Source organism: Flavobacterium caseinilyticum (genome assembly GCF_004349085.1).
Lineage (GTDB): Bacteria > Bacteroidota > Bacteroidia > Flavobacteriales > Flavobacteriaceae > Flavobacterium > Flavobacterium caseinilyticum.
In genome coordinates this window covers 321045-337588 of the sequence record NZ_SMFM01000002.1, presented here as the reverse complement: position 1 = coordinate 337588, position 16544 = coordinate 321045, and the positions used below count along the sequence as shown (strand labels likewise).

At 34.9% G+C, this 16544-nt stretch carries 25 protein-coding genes; 21 read left to right on the top strand and 4 right to left on the bottom strand.

Features of this window, described 5'->3' with window-relative positions; all coding sequences use genetic code 11:
- Genes E0F89_RS06035 through E0F89_RS06030 form a run of 3 tightly spaced genes read right to left on the bottom strand, consistent with a single transcriptional unit; the run spans position 1 to position 992 of the window.
- Positions 1 to 546, bottom strand: coding sequence for an antirestriction protein ArdA (locus E0F89_RS06035; RefSeq protein WP_131908953.1), 546 nt, complete (start codon positions 544 to 546; stop codon positions 1 to 3).
- Positions 547 to 597: 51 nt separating this feature from the next.
- On the bottom strand, positions 598 to 726 hold the full coding sequence (locus E0F89_RS17445) for a hypothetical protein (protein WP_262709519.1): 129 nt from the start codon (positions 724 to 726) through the stop codon (positions 598 to 600).
- A gap of 47 nt (positions 727 to 773) precedes the next feature.
- On the bottom strand, positions 774 to 992 hold the full coding sequence (locus E0F89_RS06030; RefSeq protein ID WP_131908952.1) for a hypothetical protein: 219 nt from the start codon (positions 990 to 992) through the stop codon (positions 774 to 776).
- A 1262-nt stretch (positions 993 to 2254) separates the two neighbouring features.
- Here E0F89_RS06030 and E0F89_RS06025 point away from each other — a divergent pair.
- The 11 genes from E0F89_RS06025 (at position 2255) to E0F89_RS17090 (ending at position 6451) form a co-directional block, all read left to right on the top strand.
- On the top strand, positions 2255 to 2557 hold the full coding sequence (locus E0F89_RS06025) for a hypothetical protein (RefSeq protein WP_131908951.1): 303 nt from the start codon (positions 2255 to 2257) through the stop codon (positions 2555 to 2557).
- 210 nt (positions 2558 to 2767) lie between these two features.
- Positions 2768 to 3436 carry a hypothetical protein gene (locus tag E0F89_RS06020; protein ID WP_131908950.1) on the top strand — a complete coding sequence of 223 codons (669 nt, stop codon included), beginning with the start codon at positions 2768 to 2770 and terminating at the stop codon, positions 3434 to 3436.
- A gap of 15 nt (positions 3437 to 3451) precedes the next feature.
- Positions 3452 to 3598 (top strand): hypothetical protein, encoded by a 147-nt coding sequence (locus tag E0F89_RS17095; RefSeq protein WP_165929990.1) that lies wholly within the window; start codon positions 3452 to 3454, stop codon positions 3596 to 3598.
- Between the two features lie 3 nt (positions 3599 to 3601).
- Positions 3602 to 4054, top strand: a complete 453-nt coding sequence (locus tag E0F89_RS06015; protein WP_131908949.1) for a hypothetical protein — start codon at positions 3602 to 3604, stop codon at positions 4052 to 4054.
- A gap of 3 nt (positions 4055 to 4057) precedes the next feature.
- The gene (locus tag E0F89_RS17440) at positions 4058 to 4192 is read left to right on the top strand and encodes a hypothetical protein (RefSeq protein ID WP_262709518.1); all 135 of its coding nucleotides are present in this window, start codon (positions 4058 to 4060) and stop codon (positions 4190 to 4192) included.
- A complete protein-coding gene (locus E0F89_RS06010) occupies positions 4189 to 4404 on the top strand; it encodes a hypothetical protein (protein ID WP_131908948.1) in 216 nt (71 codons plus the stop codon). Before E0F89_RS17440 ends, E0F89_RS06010 begins: the two co-directional genes overlap by 4 nt.
- A gap of 3 nt (positions 4405 to 4407) precedes the next feature.
- Entirely contained in the window at positions 4408 to 5127 is a 720-nt protein-coding gene (locus tag E0F89_RS06005; RefSeq protein ID WP_131908947.1) for a ParB N-terminal domain-containing protein, read from the top strand.
- 3 nt (positions 5128 to 5130) lie between these two features.
- Positions 5131 to 5394, top strand: a complete 264-nt coding sequence (locus tag E0F89_RS06000; RefSeq protein ID WP_131908946.1) for a co-chaperone GroES — start codon at positions 5131 to 5133, stop codon at positions 5392 to 5394.
- Entirely contained in the window at positions 5391 to 5642 is a 252-nt protein-coding gene (locus E0F89_RS05995) for a hypothetical protein (RefSeq protein ID WP_131908945.1), read from the top strand. Before E0F89_RS06000 ends, E0F89_RS05995 begins: the two co-directional genes overlap by 4 nt.
- A gap of 10 nt (positions 5643 to 5652) precedes the next feature.
- Positions 5653 to 5928: a hypothetical protein gene (locus E0F89_RS05990; RefSeq protein ID WP_131908944.1), complete on the top strand. Its 276-nt coding sequence runs from the start codon at positions 5653 to 5655 to the stop codon at positions 5926 to 5928.
- Complete coding sequence (locus E0F89_RS17090; RefSeq protein WP_165929989.1) at positions 5861 to 6451, top strand: hypothetical protein; 591 nt, start codon at positions 5861 to 5863, stop codon at positions 6449 to 6451. Before E0F89_RS05990 ends, E0F89_RS17090 begins: the two co-directional genes overlap by 68 nt.
- Here E0F89_RS17090 and E0F89_RS05980 read toward each other — a convergent pair.
- Positions 6405 to 6980 carry a hypothetical protein gene (locus tag E0F89_RS05980; RefSeq protein ID WP_131908942.1) on the bottom strand — a complete coding sequence of 192 codons (576 nt, stop codon included), beginning with the start codon at positions 6978 to 6980 and terminating at the stop codon, positions 6405 to 6407. The genes E0F89_RS17090 and E0F89_RS05980 overlap by 47 nt on opposite strands.
- Positions 6981 to 7091: 111 nt before the next feature.
- Here E0F89_RS05980 and E0F89_RS05975 point away from each other — a divergent pair, with 111 nt between their 5' ends.
- The 10 genes from E0F89_RS05975 to E0F89_RS05930 are packed head-to-tail and all read left to right on the top strand — an operon-like array spanning position 7092 to position 16541.
- A complete protein-coding gene (locus E0F89_RS05975; RefSeq protein ID WP_131908941.1) occupies positions 7092 to 10949 on the top strand; it encodes a collagen-like domain-containing protein in 3858 nt (1285 codons plus the stop codon).
- A gap of 11 nt (positions 10950 to 10960) precedes the next feature.
- Positions 10961 to 11323 carry a hypothetical protein gene (locus E0F89_RS05970; RefSeq protein WP_131908940.1) on the top strand — a complete coding sequence of 121 codons (363 nt, stop codon included), beginning with the start codon at positions 10961 to 10963 and terminating at the stop codon, positions 11321 to 11323.
- Between the two features lie 39 nt (positions 11324 to 11362).
- Entirely contained in the window at positions 11363 to 11602 is a 240-nt protein-coding gene (locus E0F89_RS05965; protein ID WP_131908939.1) for a hypothetical protein, read from the top strand.
- Between the two features lie 44 nt (positions 11603 to 11646).
- Entirely contained in the window at positions 11647 to 12015 is a 369-nt protein-coding gene (locus E0F89_RS05960) for a hypothetical protein (protein WP_131908938.1), read from the top strand.
- Entirely contained in the window at positions 12012 to 12248 is a 237-nt protein-coding gene (locus E0F89_RS05955) for a hypothetical protein (protein ID WP_165929988.1), read from the top strand. Before E0F89_RS05960 ends, E0F89_RS05955 begins: the two co-directional genes overlap by 4 nt.
- A 10-nt stretch (positions 12249 to 12258) precedes the next feature.
- Positions 12259 to 12759, top strand: coding sequence for a glycoside hydrolase family 108 protein (locus E0F89_RS05950; RefSeq protein ID WP_131908936.1), 501 nt, complete (start codon positions 12259 to 12261; stop codon positions 12757 to 12759).
- A 34-nt stretch (positions 12760 to 12793) separates the two neighbouring features.
- On the top strand, positions 12794 to 13402 hold the full coding sequence (locus E0F89_RS05945) for a hypothetical protein (RefSeq protein ID WP_131908935.1): 609 nt from the start codon (positions 12794 to 12796) through the stop codon (positions 13400 to 13402).
- Positions 13403 to 13459: 57 nt separating this feature from the next.
- Positions 13460 to 14044 (top strand): hypothetical protein, encoded by a 585-nt coding sequence (locus E0F89_RS05940; RefSeq protein WP_131908934.1) that lies wholly within the window; start codon positions 13460 to 13462, stop codon positions 14042 to 14044.
- Entirely contained in the window at positions 14041 to 14340 is a 300-nt protein-coding gene (locus E0F89_RS05935) for a hypothetical protein (protein ID WP_131908933.1), read from the top strand. The genes E0F89_RS05940 and E0F89_RS05935 overlap by 4 nt, the downstream gene beginning before the upstream one ends.
- Positions 14337 to 16541: a hypothetical protein gene (locus E0F89_RS05930; protein ID WP_243699484.1), complete on the top strand. Its 2205-nt coding sequence runs from the start codon at positions 14337 to 14339 to the stop codon at positions 16539 to 16541. The genes E0F89_RS05935 and E0F89_RS05930 overlap by 4 nt, the downstream gene beginning before the upstream one ends.
- The last annotated feature ends 3 nt before the right edge of the window (positions 16542 to 16544 follow it).

Genomic DNA, 16544 nt, shown 5'->3' with positions numbered 1-16544 from the left:
TTATAAATTTTCAATTAACCACTCAATTAGTGCGTTTTCGTCAATTGCGTGAATAGGATTTGACAAGCTTTTTAAGTTCCCGTAACCGTCAAAACTTATATAATCATCTGACCAATTAACATCGCCAAAACTCGCTGCCTTTGCTGCTTCCATTGGTTTACCTTCAAAAAAAATATCAAAAAAATCATCGTCGAAATTATGTATTTCGTCTTCATTCCTTTGCTCCGAACAATACTCATTCCATAAAGAAACTTTTTCGCTGTCGTCTTTATTTTCGTAATCCAGTTCTATATATTTAAATATTTTTTCAAGTTCTGATTCACTCATAGACTCACTATATAATGAATCAGGAAACCCCTCGAAATCGGTGTACATTGGCTCAAAGTCTTGTAATCCTACAACATTATTAAAATGTGTTGTTATGTATGTATTGAATTCTTCAGCATCGTTAAAATCGTTTAACTCAACCCAATAACCAAACTCAAATTGTTTTCCTTCGTTATAACTAGCGTAATCTGTTACGAATAATTTTGCAGTGTTTTCCATGATATAAATTTTTATAAGTTTTTAAATGTTTTATTTGTTGGTTTTATGATTTTATCTGTAACGTAGCGGAGTACTTGAATAAATAAATACTATTATAATTGTTACTACTGTCCAAAAAATTACTTTTCCTAAAATTTCTTTTGTTTTGTCTTCTACTGGCGGAGTGTTGCTTGTGTTCATGGCTTTGTTTTTTTTATGATTTTTAAATATTTGTTTTGTTATTGTTTTTAGTCTTCAATATATGCGGTGTATTCTTCGTCAATTGGCAGGATCTTAAACTCTACCTTTGCAATGTGTTCCGCTGCTTCAATACTCCAACCTTCGCTTTGTAAATCGTTGGCGTATGCTTTCCAGTCGTTCGCTGGCGTTCTATTAATACAACCGTTAAACATGAAGTAAGAAGCTATAAGTATTAATATTATGTAATGTGTTGTTAACTTTTTCATTGGATTAGTTTTTATAATTAGTTAGCGGCTGCCGTTTCGCTCGACCTAGTACAATCATATTGTAAACCGTTATTTTTTATTCGATATTTCAATGAGCTTTTTTGTACTTCTTTAGTACCCTACAAATATAGGACTTTATATCATTAGTATAACAAATTGATACTATTAATTTGATACGAAATATTTATACTAATAAGAAAAACTATTGCTTTTATTTATAGTTGGTTTTAAAGCCTTGTTTTTGCTGCTATCGTATTATATTACTAGATTATTTTATCGTCGCTTATTCCTTTATATTAATATCAATATGTTATACTTATATAATGTTTTACCAGGTGTTAAGTTTTATATTTATTCCTTCATTAGATATTAATGTGATCTATTAATTTATACTTATATCATATTTAATTAGATTGTTTTAATACTGTTTATTTGATTGCTTTTTTGATTGCTTAATTGATTTAATTGTTGAATTTATTATTTAGATGCTATTTTGTTTTATAGGGTGATATTGTAATGGTACTGGATTCGCTTGTAAGTCAGTAGAATCAGCGCTTTTACTGATGTTATGGTTTAATTATACCGTACCAATGCCAATTAATTTTGAAATATCGAAAGCTCAGAGGGTTGAGATTATAATTTATTGATTAATTACATAGATTTTTGTAGTTGTCGTGTCGATTGTCGGGATAATTACAGTATAATATTGCTAGTTCCTTAATTGATAGGTGTTAACGAAGTATTAATGTGACCTAACTAGGATTAAGTATGTAGTAGTACGCAAAAAACCAGTCGTAACAGCAGGAATAAAAAAGTCGAAAAATTGTAGCGATCCGGGGAAAAAACGCACCCCATACCCGAAATAAATCCGGTTTCCTTTTTTTTCGCAACGCCTCCGTACCCCTATACCCTCCCTACAAATCAATCATATATAAAATATAAGAATAATACTAAAATATTAATATTTATAATATACTAACAATCAACACATTAACAATAAACTATTAATTAATAAATGTTAAAATTGATTATTTATTTGTTTATTACAATAATACTAAGTTACTCAAAGTAATTACTATGGAGTTTATTTGGTTGTTTTGACATGTATATTATTATTATTCAATAAGTTATAATTTAATTTGTCATTTGATATTACCACTGGGTGGTAACTATATTACCACTGGTTGGTAATTTGGTAACAAATTATTACACTATTAGTATAAAATAATTATATTTGTAAAAGCTTAAAACGAAAAAAACAAATGGTAGGAATTACAATAGATAGTTTTATTCTATTAATAGAGGCTATTAGGTTACAAATACTTAAAGACAGGAATAACGCTGTCACTTTAGCTGAAATATTTAATTCCGATGGAATGAACCCTTATGATAATAGCATTCTGATAAAAGCTATTATTAGTTTTCTACAAACTCATTTTCCTAAACAAGACGGTTTCTGTATGATAGAACACTATTGTTTTGAAATGAACTTTGGTAAGATCGGAGAGGAATTAATAATCACTGTAGAGGCTTTATGGCACGATTTAAATAAGAATCAAAATTAAGAACAATGGCATGTACTAATAGCTTTATGAAAGGTTGCGCCGGAAAGACGCAGCACAAAACAAAGTTATCAGCAAACTATTTTTTACAGAATGAGCATTCAGATGGAGCTTCTGAAATTTACAAATGTAAAATATGTGGCCGGTTTCACATCGGTAAAAGTAAAAGGAATACAAGGGAAAGTAAAACAGTTAAACCAAAAAAACGAGTAAATGAAGAACAACACAAGCGCAAGCACAAAAGATTTAAGTACTAAAGACGTACTTTCTTTTGTTCCAGAAAAACCAGTGTACACTATTGAAGAAATGTACCAGGGAGTAGTAGGCCACCCAAACGGCAACTATTACAAAATAGCCAAAAAAGATTTAACCTCCGTGTATCTTTCATTGATTGAAGGAAACCAATTAACCACTTGTCCGGCTGCTATGCTTTCTTTTGAAGTAGCTAACGGGACCTGGAAATTCTATGCTGCTGGCGACGATTCCTGGAAAGAAAAAGTATATACAGAAGAAGTGATGGCGTATAAAAACAACGTCTTAAAATCACTTATCTACAACCAACTTGCTGTAGAAGCTAATGACAATCTTATTGAAACGGTAGAGCATGATCCGTACTTAAACAACCTGCTTAAAAAAGCGAACAAAGGTTTAGAGCGTAAAGCCAATAAACATTTGAGTCAGGTTTATGGTGCTGATCCACAAATGTTGACTAATATATTCAATGCAATTGACGGTTTTGTTTCCAGAATGGCTAAATCATTACCGCACGAATTTTTCTACCTCAACTCCATTTATGACGAGTATAATGCGGATCCTACAAAATACATTGGCAGACAAATTATGCTCGATGATGTGAATATCAGAAACGAAGAAGGAAACTAAAAAAAATAACTCATTATGAAAAAATTAGCAATGATTACTAAGACAGTAGTTTTAACACCAGATTATAACGATGGTACAGGCTGTACGAACTTCTCAAAAAAAGAAATTACAATACGATTTCTAGGGATTTCAATTTATAAAGAAACCACAACAGTAAAATAACCCATGAACAGCCTACAAAATTTAGTGATAGGAATTGATCCTGATGTTAGTAAATCAGGAGTCGCCTGCATCGATAAGAAAACGAAAACTTTCGAATTGAAAACATTAACTTTTTTTGAACTATTCGACTACTTAGAACTCCATAAGGAATTCATAAAGGAAGTTCGAATAGAGGCTTCCTGGTTGATCAAAAAAACCAATTGGCATAGCAATAATATGGGAACTGGTGTTGCTTCCAGAATTGGCTCTAAAACCGGAGCCAATCACGAAGTAGGCCGAAAGATTGTAGAAATGTGTATTCATAAAGACATTCCTTTTGTTCAGGTTAAGCCACTAAAAAAACACTGGAAAGGAGCAAACGGCAAAATTACCCACAAGGAAATTGAAATGATCGCTCCCGGTTTCCCTAAAAAATCCAATCAGGAACAGCGCGACGCTTTTCTGTTAATTCTATAAACTATGAAAATATTGTTAGTCGCTATTATCGTAATAGCTTTTTTAGTAGAAACGTGGTTGAAGCCAAGGATTGATAAAGCCGATGGATCTTATGTGATTTGGTACGGTATTAAAAACAGAAACTATATAATCCTATGAAAAGACCAACGCGAAAAGCAGTAAGACAACATTTTGCTACAGCTAAAACCGTAGAATGTATCACAAACAAAATGAATATCGACGTTACCGGAATCACTTCTTTTGAATATGATAAAGAAGCTAGGATCTGGACTTCTGTAGGCGGTGCTATTACGTTCTGGAAAAAAGGAGTGTTTGCCACAATTGTAAATTCAGTTAATAATAAAAGTTAAAAAATGGAAATCCAGCAAACAACAAATTACGAATTATTTGAAAATATAACAGGGAATAGATTGTTGAGTAAATCTAAGATTGAAAAAATCATAAACGATGTTACCCAAGGATTTAATATGCTTCCTTTTTGTCCAATAATTGTTTCAGAAAAGGACGGATTGTATTGTATCATAGACGGCCAGCACCGATATGAAATAAGTAAACAAACAGGAAACCCAGTATATTTTGTTGTTTGCAATACGTTAACGCTAAAACAAATCGCTCAATTGAATAGCCGTGGCGAAAAATGGAAACCGAATGACTTCTTAAATTGCTATATAAAATTAGGCATTACGGATTACGAGAAAATCATTGAGATAATGAATAAGCATAAAATCGCAATTAAATTATCAATTGATTTATTAATGTATAATAATCCAAAGGTAAAATCAACTGAAACGTTTCAAAGTGGTGGATTCGAATGTAAGTATTTTGAAGAGACGGACGCTTTACTAACATTATCAGATGAATTATTTGGACAGTATCGTTTTTCTAAAGATAGAAACCTTATTGGCGCGGTCCAGGAACTGCAAAAGAAAGGACTTTGCAGTTTTGAAAAATTAAAAAGTAAAATTTCCCAGGCACCCATGTTGATGGATCGTCAAGCTAGCGTCAAATTGTATATGTATAACATTGAGAAAGTGTATAATCATAAAAATCAAACTAGGGAAGTAATAATGTAAGCAATGAAAATAAAACAATTAATCCGCAGCAAAGTTTTGGTAGAAATTTCGGAAGCTGTCACACAAACTGCTTCCGGAATATTTTTGCCGGGCGAAGCGATCAAGAAACCGCTGGAAGGGAAAGTAATCATGGTAGGTCCAGATGTGCAATCTGTACAAGTTGGCGATACCGTTCGCTACTATGATCATTGCGGAATTACAATAGAATACGAAGGTAAAAACTGCATTTTTCTTAAAGAAAAAACTGAACTAGAACTGATATTATGATAGAATTAGATTTAGAAGTTCTTTGGCTTCCAGAGGAATTAATACCGCAGCAGGAAGCAGGAATGGAAGTGCCAATTAAAGATTGTACCACTAGGATACATACATTTTATTTAATAGCCGCTATACGACCTCATGACGAAAAAGGATATTGTGACGTATTTTCTAATGGAGAAACTTATACAGTAAAAGAATCCTACGAATCGGTAAAGCAAAAAATAAGAAATCAAATGAATTTCAAATGGAATTAATTATGTAATTATGAATAAAGAAATTTTTCTATGTGAAGTAAAAAAAGATTTAGAAAACAAATTAGGTAAAGAACTACCTGAAGACATTGTTTTTGAATTAGTAAAACATAATTCATCAATGCGTTTAAGTTTTTTTAATAAAGAAACTCCAAGTAAAAACTCAGTAACTTTAATTCCAACTTTTTTAAAAGAAGACGAAGAATATAGTGAATGGTTAAATGATATTATCAGAGTACTTAAATATCATCATTTTAATAAACCAACAGATAAATGGAATTTTAAATAACAATGAAAAAAAAAAAGTAATATCTTATCTTGCCAAAGACGTTTCCCGAAGCTACAATGAACAATTGGAGTTGCTTCGTTTTGCGTCCGTGGCGGTAGAATCTGCTTTTACAAAACGCTATTTCAATTCATTATTGCTATTAATGAAGTTGTCCAAATCAGAACGGATCTTCCTGGATTTTATCACGGAGGAAATGGACGACAATAATTTTATCGCCAATAGCGCTCAGGTGCGTGACAAATTCAATTCGTTACTTACAAAAATAGGACAGGATATTTATTCAGATACTACGATACACCGCTGTTTTGCTAATCTGGCGAAGTCGCATTTAATTTCGAAAACCAAAGGAAGAGGATTATACCAGGTCAGTCCGGTTTTCTTTTTTCGCGGTTCCGAAGAGCAGCGCGCCAAAGTATTGCGTAACATTCTCGAAGCAATCAACAAAGAACCCATTAATAAACTACGACGAAAACTACTTACCGGTATAAAGCCTTCTTCTTTTCAGGTGCCGGAGCCTGATTGATTTTCAAAATCAGATCCATTTTCTTTTTGTCAAATGCCGTTCTGGTTTTCTTACGCGCCAATGGATTGTTGTAGTCTTCCAGAAATTTCTTTTCGCCAGACAACACTTCGTAAAATTCTTTTATAATTATGGTGCCTGGAGTATTGAGTCGGTACACATGTTTTGCCAGATTTTCGCCGTTTTGCACAATCCCCACATATCCCGTATTGAGCAGGTTTTTTATCGAACGGTACTTGAATTGTTTTGGCATTTCGGCATAATCTTTTTGGTTAAAGAATTTCTTCCCATGCAGGAACAACAAAATCTCGAACAATCCCAAATCTATTTTGTATTTCTTCTGGATATAAGGCCGCGCGACAATAAAATTTTCGAGCAAGTCATATCCTTCAAATAATTTTAAGTGCAGCCGCTTTGAATATTTGTTCTTTTTTGCTTCGGCATTATAGTCATATACTAGCTTTACATTACCTTCTTTTAGTGTTTTGTACACTTGTTCAGATACCATTTCTTTTACCGGTTTCTTCTTCATCTTTTAAGTATAAATAAATTACACTACAAATATAATTAGATTGCACTATAATAAATAAAAACTATTATCTTTGTTTTTTTAATAGTTTTTAATTATCAAATTTCAACAGTAATGCCAAAAGCAAATGACACTGACATTTACAATTACGACGAGTATCCTAGCTTAAAGGATTACTTGTTCGGGACTGAATTTGATAACCAAAAAAAAAATAAAAGTTATCGATTGAATTCCATTATTGGACTTATAAATGAAGTCAACGGAATCAATAATTTACAATTTATATTTTCAGACGGCTCTAATCCGCAAATTGATTATTACAGTAGAGGCTATTTCTTTACTGATACCAACGAAACAAATCCTGCAAATTTTACGAAACTGATATTAAACAAACAGTCGTTGCTGCCAAAGGATTTGAATATGCTGTTCAATAGACTAGCGGAAATCGATCATATAGTGATCAAAATTGAAAATCCGGCCAACGCAAATAACTTTTTTAGCTTCAGAATAGTATCCATTACCAACGAAACCGATTTTTATGTTTTTAACATAGAAGTTTTTCAAGACTTTTTCTCTGGGGAATTAGTGGACAATACCATTTACAGTTTTCGTTTTGACATTAAAAAAGACGGAGTTGTAGGCGAGGACGGAGCGCAAGGAATCCAAGGAGAAACCGGACCGCAAGGTATTCAGGGAATAAAAGGAGATCAGGGACTGAAAGGAATAAAAGGCGATACTGGAATTCAAGGTTTACAGGGAATTCAGGGCATACCGGGAGTAAAAGGAGATCAAGGATTACAAGGTATATCTGGTCCGAGAGGTATTCAGGGATTGCAAGGTATTCAGGGAATCCAGGGAGATCAGGGCGCCAAAGGATCAAAAGGAGATACCGGACTTCAAGGTATTCAAGGAATCCAAGGCGAGCAAGGAATCCAGGGAGAAACAGGACTTCAAGGGGAAACCGGTAATCAGGGAGAAACCGGAGCGCAAGGTATTCAAGGTTTTAATGGAACTGATGGTGGGCAAGGGTTACAAGGAGAGCAAGGGATACAAGGAATTCAAGGGGTGCCTGGAGCAGATGGAGAATCTGTTGATTTAGCTTTGATCACTGAAATACAAACTGACATTGAAGTACTTCAAGGCCTGCAAAACCTACGAACAAATTTTACAGGCAAAGCGTATGCAATATGGAGTGGTGTAGGTTTAGTGTATGATGTTTTTTACCCAGATTATTATATTGATTATATTTTATATCCGGGCAATCAAGAACAAATAACACTTGATGATTCTGATTTAGTTAATCCAAGAATAGATGCTATTGCGGTTGATGCTACGGGAGCCATAAAAATTACGGGTGATGCTACCGCAGATCCGGTTGCGGCTACTGTAAATACCGATACTCAAATATTAATCACTACAGTTTATCTAAATACGGGTGCTGTAACGCCAACTAATGTAAGTGAGCTTGCTGTCTATAAAGAGAACGTAGAATTTACAGGAGTCTCCAATAACGGAACCGTTAACTTTAATGCCGGAGCAGGTTCGTTTCAAGGAGCAAAACATATTGATTGCGGTGCTTTTAGCAATGGACAATACTTAAAGTTTACTGATATAACAACCAGACAAGTTGCTGACTTCGCGCTAATAAAATTTTATGTAAATCTAAAAGCTGCTTTTGCAAGTACAGCAAAATTCTCTATTCGCTTTTACAATAACAATACGCTGATCAGTTCTGCAGTCAATGTGGATTCGGGTAAATATAATTTTGTTAGAACTACCATTAATGCATATCAAACTATTGTTATTCCATTAAGCGACTTTACGTTTAGCGGTTCAGCATTCAATAGAATCGATATTGTTCTTGCCGGAGCAAATGCTTCTGGATTTAAAATGGATAACATTGTTTTATCTGTAGGAGCAGGAATAAGTTCGCCCGAACAAATAGCTTTAAAAACCATTATCACTGATAACGGAAATGTTAATGCTACAGTCAAAGACGATACGTTTCAGTTTAGAGGTTTAGGTGGATTGATTGTTAGTGCTGTTGGTAAAATGATAACGTTCACCCAAGCAGTACAAGACTTAGCAAACTACTACACTAAATCTGAAATAGATTCTAAAATTTCAAGTGTCTATGTATGGAAAGGAAGCGTAGCTAATTTTGGTGCTTTACCGCCAGCAGAAACAGTAGGACTTGAAATAGGCCATGTGTATAATTTGAATGACACAGGAGCTAATTATGGATGGACTGGAACAGTTTGGGATAAACTTGGAGACACTGTTGATATATCAGGAAAAGAAGATACCTCTAATAAATCACAAGATATTGAAACTGACAAAGCATCGATAACTAAATACGGAAGTGTCAAAGCAATTTATGATTGGTGTGTAGGTAGATTTCAACCTAAGTTCACACAAGGGGCAGGGATCACTATTGACAATACAAATCCACTCGCTCCTGTAATTAGTTCTACAGCTACCGGTGGTGGCGATATGGTTCTTGCTGATGTTCAAACAGTTTCAGGACTAAAAATATTTCTACATGATAAATTAGGATTAAGAAATGCTGCAAATACATTCACATCATTTTTTAGAAATGCAAATACTGCTGCAAGGTATTATACTTTACAAAATAGGGATGGAACACTCTTAGATAATACGGATTTAAGCACAATCAATACTGCATTGGCAACTAAACAGTCTGTATTTACAGGAACAACTAACTACATTACAAAGTCATTAAATGCAACTAATTTAATAATAAGTAGGCTTTTTGATGATGGGGTATTTTTTGGAATTGGTACATTTTATGCACCTACTAAGGATTTTACTTTAGGAAACCAAGCTAATAGAGAAATAGGTGTTGAACAAAGTCCTAATATCAACAAGGGTAGGGATTTAGTTATATCAGCAGGAAGAACAATTAATTTTCAACCTAATACTAATTTTAACGTTTTAGATGAAACAGCTAGAGTATGGCATGGAATGGCTTCTGCAAATGGTAATGTGTATGCTTGTGTTAATTCTGGAGATATTTATATGCAAACTGGTGGTATCGGAACTTTTGTTGCACTTGGGCAAGCACAAAGACCGTGGAATGGTATGTGTTCTTTAGGTTCTGATGTTTATGCTTGTGTTGGAAGCCAGTTTGGTACTGTTGGAGACATTTACAAACAAACAGGAGGTGTGGGTAACTTTGTAGCTTTAGGTCAAACTCAAAGAAATTATAGAGGTATGACTAGCGCAAATGGAAACATATATGTTTCAGCAGTATTAGGTGATATATATATGCAAACAGGGGGTGTAGGAAACTTTGTAGGACTTGGGCAATCTGTATTAGGATGGAATGCTATGACCTCTTTAGGTTCAGATGTTTATGCGGCTGTAGGTAATCAAAATTTTGGAACACTTACAGGTGATATATACAAACAAACAGGAGGTGTAGGGAATTTTGTAGCACTAGGACAAACACTTAGAGGATGGGGTGCTATGACTACTGCGAATGGTAACGTATATGCTTGCGCAGGATCTCAAAGTAACGCAGGAGATATTTATATTCAGATAGGAGGCTTAGGTAACTTTTTAGCTTTAGGTCAAGTAGCTAGAACTTGGTATGCAATGACCTCTTTAGGAACAGATGTTTATGCTGCTTTAAAAGCAGGTGGTATTTACAAACAATCAAATGATGCTTTAGGTACATATAATTTAGATGGAGGTACTATAGTACATAAAGCTGGAACGGGAAAAGGAACAGGAAAATCTCGTTGGCAAGTTTGGACAGGACAAAAAACTACATCAGGAACAGATATGCAGATTGAAACTTTAAGAGAATATATTGATGAAAATGGTTATCATGTATATATCTCAATACCTTCTTATGCTAATGATGCTGCAGCAGATGCAGACATTGATTTACCATCAGGAGCAGCATATAAACTAACAGGAAATAGAACAATTTTCCACAAACCTTAAAACTCAAAAATATGATACGCACTACTGAAGAAGTTTATTACGAGGACAGAGGCCCTAAAAAATCAATTATAGAAACAGAAATTTTTTCGTATTCAGTAACTCACGAGGGAATCAATTTACTGATTCATGACTACGTTTTTGTTGATGGAGTAAAAACTATTCACAAAGCTACTGAAGATTTCTACTCTACATTAGAAATGGACACACTGGATGCTTATTTGTTTTCTGATCATGACTTCTCAGGAATGACCAAATCAGAAATTGATTGGAAGAAACTCAAAGAAGCATTGATGTTTGACACGCAGTATGTCTTGTTCCCTGATGGTTTAACTCTTTACAGAACAAATCCTAATATTTGGGAATTTACAGAATAAAAATAAATCAATAATTATTAACAATTAAATTAAATTAAAATGAAAAAATGGTATCAGAGTAAAACAATTTGGGTAAACCTTATCGCAATCATCTTAGGAATATTGCCATTGGTAGATGAAACATTACTAACTGCAGTAGGCGTTGTGAACACTCAGGCTTATCTGTATGTAATCGGTTTTGTTACCGGAATCCTGAATCTAATCCTTAGAATGACAGGAGGTGAACAGACTAAAGAAATTGAAGGTTTTGAGAGTAAAGAGCCTGAAAGTTTGGAATAGAAATCAGCGCCTACGGAATACTTTACCTTTTAAAACAAAAATTAATGGACATTTCTCTTTTTTTAACAAAGCTCGCCAAGCCATTTATTTCTTTTATCAAAGAACTTGGTGTAATATTTCTAAAATGCGAGAAATGGTGGATCTCCAAAAGCGAAAGTACTAAACAAAACGGCAGATGGACTTTAATACTACTTGTAGTGATAGGAGTTTTCAGTCTGAAAATAATGGAATACGAAAATGATGAAACTGCTTATATTCTTAGAAGTGATCGGAATGTTATTATGGCTGAAAAAAAAGTCAACTTTTGGCAGTTCAGGTACCTTCTCATGGTCGAAAAACAAATCAAGGACCTTCAGGCAGTGGAACAGGTTACGGATAAAAATAAGGAACAAATTAAAGAGATAAACGAATGAAAAATTTTGGAGTACTTCTGATATGCACCATGATTATTACAGTCGGTGATTACTTTAGGAAAACACCTGAAGCACAACCGTACACTGAACCAAAAATCATGAATCTTCACATCATAAAACGAGAGCATGTTCGCGACAGCATTTTTGAGATTGTCAAGGCAAACGCTGAAGAAAATTCAATTGAAATAGAAGAGATCAAAAAAAGATTAGCCACGCAAAAAAGTAAAGAATAAAAAAAACAAAATGGAAAAATTTAATAAAGCATTTGAAATAATAATAGGAATTGAAGGCGGTTTAGCGGACCACAAAAATGATCGCGGCGGCTTAACCAACTATGGCATTTCTCAAAAATCATTTCCTGATCTCGACATTAGAAACTTGACAATTGACGCTGCCAAAAAAATATACTATTCCAATTATTGGAAAACAGCCCAAATGAATTTGGATTTAATTGACGAAAAAAACGCTATTGAATTATTTGATATAGCCGTGAATATGGGAGTTGGTACAGCGTCCAGAATGTTTCAAAACGGGTTGAATTTAATGAATCGCAACCAAAAAGATTTTCCGGATTTAAAGGTTGATGGTTTAGCAGGAAAAGACACAATTGGTGCGTACAACAAAGTAAACAAAGATATTTTGTTTAAGGTACTGAACGGTCTTCAGTTTTCACGTTACGTATCTATTTGCGAAAAAGATAAGACTCAGGAAATCTTCTTTAACGGCTGGATGCATCGAGTTTAATTAAAAAGTAATTCATTTCTAAAAACGAAAAATAATGACAAATCTAAAATCTATTGCCGCAATTGTAATTTTTGCCCTGATCGTGATATGTGCCGGAGGATGGTATGTTTCGAATAATGTCAACAAACGTCTTGACAAAATGAATCAGGACCAGATAGCGAACCAAAAACAATCCATTGAAGAAGCGAAATTTTTTAAATTCACTTTTGACCAAATGAAACAGTACATAGCTGAGAGCGAAGACTTGGCCGAAATTATTAGAAACAATAAAATCAAAGTGGACCGTATTCAGAACATACAGCAACAGCGATTGACGTACACTGATACTATTCCGTTCCGAGCTGATTTACAACCGGTGCTTGCCGCTATCAATGCCAACAATGATATTACAATGCCGTTCAGGGATTCGTCAGCATGTAATCCGGTAGAGGGAACAATAAAGTATATCAATAAGCAATTGTCTTTTGACATTACCAAAAAAGAATTCAAAGATACCACGACAGCAATCGCTTATCTCGAAAGAAAAAAATGGAAGTTCCTTTGGTTTCAAACCAGATTATTTGGCAAACTGGAAGGCAAGGCGTATTTATCGAGTACATGCGGAGTCAGTGAAACAATAAATATAACAAGAGTAGAAGATTAAACATAGGTTTATTTTGTCTATTTTAGTACAAATAAAGTATACTAATAATACAAAAAAATGAAGGGAATAAGTCATTTTATTATTGAAGTAAAAAATCCTTTTAAGGATACTATTTCAGTTGGAGCAGTTGAACTATTTGTAGATAAAAAAATATCAAGGGACCGCGCTTCCAATCGTTTTGGGACGATAGTTAGTTTACCGGCATTTGGTGATGAAACAATCCTTAAAGAAGGATACGAAATCATTTTTGACGCAACCATTTTGTACCAACAAATCTATAAGGAAGGCGTACAGGAAAGTATCCATTTGGTAAACGCAGCAAAGTCCTGGTATAAAACAGAATCGGATATGATTATTCTGTACCGTGAAAACGAAAATTCAGAATGGAAAGGTTACAACAATAATTTGATGGTTTCTTTTATCAAAGAGGAAGCGCAAGTTGTTTCTGGGATCATTACCGGTCCGGCCACAGAAAAAAACGTAAAAGGCAAAGCAATTGTAAAATACAACAATGATTTTCTAGCAGAACAGGGAGTCGTTAACGGACAAGAAATATTTATAAACCCATCGTGCGGAATACCTTTTTTCTTTAAAAACGAAACAATGTATTGGATACGATCTAAAGATGTATTAGCGGTATGAGTGAAGTAAAAAAAGAAAGTTACTATAAACAGAACCTTCCGAATCTTATTGAAAGGTTAAAAAATTCGATCAGTAAAATAGAAACGATAATCGACAGTGATATTGAAGACGATATTACTGATGATAAACTTTTTAATGTTTTGAAAGCTAAAAGACAAGCCTCAGAAGATGTGATCTGGACCTTAAAAAGAATCGATGATTTAGAAAATGAATTTAACGGCGTGGAAGAAGAGCAAGAAACCAAATCACTTTCAGCTAATCCAGCCAAAAGATACGCGCAACAAGCTAACAAATGATATTTTACTTAGGAGATAAAGTCGATAACGTAACGGACCATAAAGTTCGTCTAGCTAAAAACAAGGCCAAGTCTTGGGAATACGGCTATGACGCTTCTATTGATACCGTTATAATATCTAAGGTCGGAACTCTTGGGGAAATTTACAGCGTAAGTGGAATCAATATTGGTTTTCCGGAAGTTCCCAATAAGCAGAACATCTTAAATCACGATAAAACCGCAGCCAATCAAAAATTCAAACGTGAGGAAATTCCAGTTGGATTGACGGAAGCTACGATGCACAATCCTAAATATTCTGATTATATAGATCGTGAATACGAGCGCAGGGAAAAAGGAGTTTGGGCCTATGTAAAAGGAATTCCTATCTATATTACCGGGACTTATTATTACGGCATACAATGGATCCGGGAGGAAAAAGAGTTTCCGGACTTCAGGGTAATTCAAAACGAATTGATGATTTTCTGGGAAGCCTGTAAAGCAGACAACAGATGCTATGGAATGCAGTACGTGAAAAACAGACGTATTGGAGCTTCGTACCTGGCCGTGGTGGAATTACTGGAATCAGGAACCATTAACGAAGATAAATTGTTAGGCATTGTTTCTAAAAAAGGAGACGATTCCAAGAAAATTTTCAATCGATTAATCAAAGGATTTAAACGTTTGCCTTGTTTCTTTCAACCGTTATGGGACGGTACCAATACGCCTAAAAAGGAATTGGTCCTTGATGTTCCTACCAAAAGAAGAGCCAAAAACGAGGTCGTTAATGAAGACGGTCTTGGATCTGTAATCTCTTGGCACAACACCGAAATAAATGCGATGGATGGGGACGCTATCTTTCGTTCGCTGCTGGATGAATCCGGTAAATACCCTAAAGATGTTCCATTCGATAAGTACTGGTATATCGTAAAAACGTCTCATACCAAAGGAGTGAATATTACAGGAAAATCCATGGTGGTTTCTACGGTAAATGCGAAAAGCAAAGGTGGTGCGGAGTATGAGAAAATCTGGAAAGACAGCGATGTAAACGAACGAAATGCCAATGGACAAACTAAATCAGGATTGTATCGCATTTTTATTGCTGCTAAATATTGCTTAGAAGGAAAGTTTGATGAATACGGTTTCACCATAGTCGAAGACCAGGAGTTTGAAGTCATGACTGATATTGGAGTAAAAACAAAAGTTGGATCTGTAACGCATTTGAAAAATGTAGAGGAAGCGTTGAAAAACGATCCTGAAGAACTCAATGAACAAAAACGCCAGTTCCCGGATACCGTTCGCGACGCGTTCCGTGATGAAGCGACGGACTGTTCGTTTAACCTGATAAAAATCACGGAGCAAATAGATCACAACGAATTCGATATGCTTCCGGACGAAATAGAAAGAGGGAATTTCTCTTGGGAAAACGGCATACCGGATACAGCGGTACAATGGAATCCAGATCCTAACGGTAGGTTTTGGATCGCCAGAGGTTGCCATCCAGCTCCGGAATTTCGCAACAAAAAAGAAATGAAGTTTATCAACGGCGTTTCCGCGTGGGCGCCAACAGCATTAAATATTGGTTGTTTTGGAGTCGATCCGTACAATACCACAAAATCAGCAGACGGCAGAGGTTCGCGCGGCGCGGTGCATTTGAGTACAAAACTCAATACCAGCAACCTTCCCAACAACGCTTTTATATTAGAATACCTGGACCGAGCGCCAAAAATAGAAATGTTCTTTGAAGATGTTTTAATGGCCATGGTATATTTTTCTATGCCAATGCTTTGCGAATTATCGAACTACCAGTTTCTGACGATGATCAGAGATCGCAGGTACCGTCATTTCAGCATGAACAATCCGTTTAAAAACTTTGTTGATTTAGGTCCAAACGAAAAGGAGTTTGGAGGTTGTCCGGCGCAAAATGTAAAAATTGGCGACGCTCAGTTTTACGCCATTCAAAGTTATATCGAAGATCATGTGGGCGTTGCCAGAGAAGAAATAAACAGAGCAAAAGAAACGATAGCATTTATGCCTTTTACCAGGACTTTAATGCAGTGGAAAGAGGTAGATCCTAACCAAAGAACAAAGTTTGATGCCTATATCAGCTCTTCCTTATCGCTTTTAGGAAACCAAAAAATAGAAGTCGAAGCACCCAAAACCAGACGAAGAGGGAATCCTTTTCAGAAATACAACAACGTCGGAAATTTATCAACAGCAAAATAGTAA

What these genes read in the sequence shown, in the direction of transcription:
- E0F89_RS17090 (WP_165929989.1), top strand. Translation starts at nt 5,861, where the DNA reads ATGATATTATCAGAGTACTTAAATATCATCATTTTAATAAACCAACAG.
- E0F89_RS17445 (WP_262709519.1), bottom strand. Translation starts at nt 726, where the DNA reads ATGAACACAAGCAACACTCCGCCAGTAGAAGACAAAACAAAAGAAATT.
- E0F89_RS17095 (WP_165929990.1), top strand. Translation starts at nt 3,452, where the DNA reads ATGAAAAAATTAGCAATGATTACTAAGACAGTAGTTTTAACACCAGAT.
- E0F89_RS05945 (WP_131908935.1), top strand. Translation starts at nt 12,794, where the DNA reads ATGACAAATCTAAAATCTATTGCCGCAATTGTAATTTTTGCCCTGATC.
- E0F89_RS05950 (WP_131908936.1), top strand. Translation starts at nt 12,259, where the DNA reads ATGGAAAAATTTAATAAAGCATTTGAAATAATAATAGGAATTGAAGGC.
- E0F89_RS06000 (WP_131908946.1), top strand. Translation starts at nt 5,131, where the DNA reads ATGAAAATAAAACAATTAATCCGCAGCAAAGTTTTGGTAGAAATTTCG.
- E0F89_RS05995 (WP_131908945.1), top strand. Translation starts at nt 5,391, where the DNA reads ATGATAGAATTAGATTTAGAAGTTCTTTGGCTTCCAGAGGAATTAATA.
- E0F89_RS05975 (WP_131908941.1), top strand. Translation starts at nt 7,092, where the DNA reads ATGCCAAAAGCAAATGACACTGACATTTACAATTACGACGAGTATCCT.
- E0F89_RS06015 (WP_131908949.1), top strand. Translation starts at nt 3,602, where the DNA reads ATGAACAGCCTACAAAATTTAGTGATAGGAATTGATCCTGATGTTAGT.
- E0F89_RS05940 (WP_131908934.1), top strand. Translation starts at nt 13,460, where the DNA reads ATGAAGGGAATAAGTCATTTTATTATTGAAGTAAAAAATCCTTTTAAG.
- E0F89_RS05960 (WP_131908938.1), top strand. Translation starts at nt 11,647, where the DNA reads ATGGACATTTCTCTTTTTTTAACAAAGCTCGCCAAGCCATTTATTTCT.
- E0F89_RS05970 (WP_131908940.1), top strand. Translation starts at nt 10,961, where the DNA reads ATGATACGCACTACTGAAGAAGTTTATTACGAGGACAGAGGCCCTAAA.
- E0F89_RS06025 (WP_131908951.1), top strand. Translation starts at nt 2,255, where the DNA reads ATGGTAGGAATTACAATAGATAGTTTTATTCTATTAATAGAGGCTATT.
- E0F89_RS17440 (WP_262709518.1), top strand. Translation starts at nt 4,058, where the DNA reads ATGAAAATATTGTTAGTCGCTATTATCGTAATAGCTTTTTTAGTAGAA.
- E0F89_RS05980 (WP_131908942.1), bottom strand. Translation starts at nt 6,980, where the DNA reads ATGAAGAAGAAACCGGTAAAAGAAATGGTATCTGAACAAGTGTACAAA.
- E0F89_RS05955 (WP_165929988.1), top strand. Translation starts at nt 12,012, where the DNA reads ATGAAAAATTTTGGAGTACTTCTGATATGCACCATGATTATTACAGTC.
- E0F89_RS06010 (WP_131908948.1), top strand. Translation starts at nt 4,189, where the DNA reads ATGAAAAGACCAACGCGAAAAGCAGTAAGACAACATTTTGCTACAGCT.
- E0F89_RS06035 (WP_131908953.1), bottom strand. Translation starts at nt 546, where the DNA reads ATGGAAAACACTGCAAAATTATTCGTAACAGATTACGCTAGTTATAAC.
- E0F89_RS05935 (WP_131908933.1), top strand. Translation starts at nt 14,041, where the DNA reads ATGAGTGAAGTAAAAAAAGAAAGTTACTATAAACAGAACCTTCCGAAT.
- E0F89_RS05965 (WP_131908939.1), top strand. Translation starts at nt 11,363, where the DNA reads ATGAAAAAATGGTATCAGAGTAAAACAATTTGGGTAAACCTTATCGCA.
- E0F89_RS06030 (WP_131908952.1), bottom strand. Translation starts at nt 992, where the DNA reads ATGAAAAAGTTAACAACACATTACATAATATTAATACTTATAGCTTCT.
- E0F89_RS06020 (WP_131908950.1), top strand. Translation starts at nt 2,768, where the DNA reads ATGAAGAACAACACAAGCGCAAGCACAAAAGATTTAAGTACTAAAGAC.
- E0F89_RS06005 (WP_131908947.1), top strand. Translation starts at nt 4,408, where the DNA reads ATGGAAATCCAGCAAACAACAAATTACGAATTATTTGAAAATATAACA.
- E0F89_RS05990 (WP_131908944.1), top strand. Translation starts at nt 5,653, where the DNA reads ATGAATAAAGAAATTTTTCTATGTGAAGTAAAAAAAGATTTAGAAAAC.
- E0F89_RS05930 (WP_243699484.1), top strand. Translation starts at nt 14,337, where the DNA reads ATGATATTTTACTTAGGAGATAAAGTCGATAACGTAACGGACCATAAA.